This is a genomic window from Acinetobacter sp. 809848, assembly GCF_000581275.1.
Taxonomy (GTDB): Bacteria; Pseudomonadota; Gammaproteobacteria; order Pseudomonadales; family Moraxellaceae; genus Acinetobacter; species Acinetobacter pittii.
In genome coordinates, this window is sequence record NZ_JEXG01000127.1 from 1 (window position 1) to 1696 (window position 1696).

Sequence of the window (1696 nt, forward strand, 5' to 3'; positions counted from 1 at the left end):
TTCACGGATCGCAAAACGTAGACCTGGGTCCATTGCGATTGGGTGGATTAATTCTACTGACATTTCAACATTGTCGCCTGGCATAACCATTTCAACGCCGTCTTGTAATTGGATTGCACCAGTTACGTCAGTTGTACGGAAGTAGAACTGTGGACGGTAACCATTTAAGAATGGAGTGTGACGACCACCTTCTTCTTTAGAAAGTACGTATACTTCTGCGTCGAATTTAGTGTGCGGCTTGATTGTACCTGGTTTAGCAAGTACTTGACCACGTTGTACGTCTTCACGCTTAGTACCACGAAGTAAGATACCACAGTTCTCACCTGCACGGCCTTCGTCAAGAAGTTTACGGAACATTTCTACGCCAGTTACAGTTGTTTTAACTGTATCTTTAATACCAACGATCTCTACTTCTTCACCAACTTTAACGATACCAGCTTCTACACGGCCTGTTACTACAGTACCACGACCAGAAATTGAGAATACGTCTTCGATTGGCATTAAGAATGCTTTGTCGATAGCACGTTCTGGTTCTGGGATGTAAGAGTCAAGCGCTTCAACAAGAGCAAGAACTGAAGACTCACCATATTGACCAGCATCGCCTTCCAACGCTTTAAGCGCAGAACCACGGATAACTGGAGTGTCATCACCAGGGAAGTCATAAGTAGAAAGAAGTTCACGAACTTCCATTTCTACTAATTCAAGTAATTCTTCATCATCAACAAGGTCACACTTGTTCAAGAATACGATGATGTAAGGTACACCAACCTGACGAGAAAGAAGGATGTGTTCACGAGTTTGTGGCATTGGACCGTCAGTCGCAGCACACACAAGGATCGCGCCGTCCATCTGAGCAGCACCAGTAATCATGTTTTTAACGTAATCGGCGTGGCCCGGGCAGTCAACGTGCGCGTAGTGACGAATTGGAGAATCGTATTCTACGTGTGAAGTATTAATCGTAATACCACGTGCTTTTTCTTCAGGTGCTGAGTCGATTTGTGAGTAATCTTTCGCTTCACCGCCGTAAGTTTTTGCACAAATTGTTGCAATCGCAGCAGTTAAAGTTGTTTTACCATGGTCAACGTGACCGATTGTGCCCACGTTTACGTGTGGCTTATTACGTTCAAACTTAGCCTTAGCCATGTTTATAGTCCTCGTTTACGTCGAACACAATTCTGAGCAAAAACTCAGCATCGACATATCGCCTAAAAAATCAAACACCCAATACTTGAAAAGCAGACTAATAAGCCTGCTTTTTAAATCTTTGTAGAAAATCTACTAAACTGTATCTGGAGCTCTTATCGAGATTTGAACTCGAGACCTCTCCCTTACCAAGGGAGTGCTCTACCACTGAGCTATAAGAGCGATTATCCTTCGATGGAGCGGGAGACGAGGATCGAACTCGCGACATGCAGCTTGGAAGGCTGCCGCTCTACCAACTGAGCTACTCCCGCACTGTGTTGGTATATATACCACTTCAATCGAAGTTAATGGTGGTGAGAGAAGGATTCGAACCTTCGAAACTTTCGTAGCGGAGTTACAGTCCGCCCCCTTTGACCGCTCGGGAATCTCACCATATCACACTTATTTCAGTGTTGTTCTTTACTTCACAACTACACACCTTTAAGATGGTGCCGGCACACGGATTCGAACTGTGGACCTACTGATTACAAGTCAGTTGCTCTACCAACTGAGC

Annotated in this window: 1 protein-coding gene and 3 tRNA genes; all 4 read right to left on the reverse strand. The window is 44.7% G+C overall.

The genetic code is table 11. The features are described from left to right. On the reverse strand, positions 1-1143 hold a 1143-nt coding region (tuf, locus tag J536_RS24250), incomplete at its 3' end, for an elongation factor Tu (protein WP_050680453.1). Positions 1144-1290: 147 nt separating this feature from the next. After that, a tRNA-Thr gene (locus tag J536_RS24255) sits at positions 1291-1365 on the reverse strand. A 13-nt stretch (positions 1366-1378) separates the two neighbouring features. Further along, a tRNA-Gly gene (locus J536_RS24260) sits at positions 1379-1454 on the reverse strand. Between the two features lie 37 nt (positions 1455-1491). Continuing rightward, positions 1492-1575: transfer RNA gene (locus tag J536_RS24265), tRNA-Tyr, on the reverse strand. Between the last annotated feature and the right edge of the window lie 121 nt (positions 1576-1696).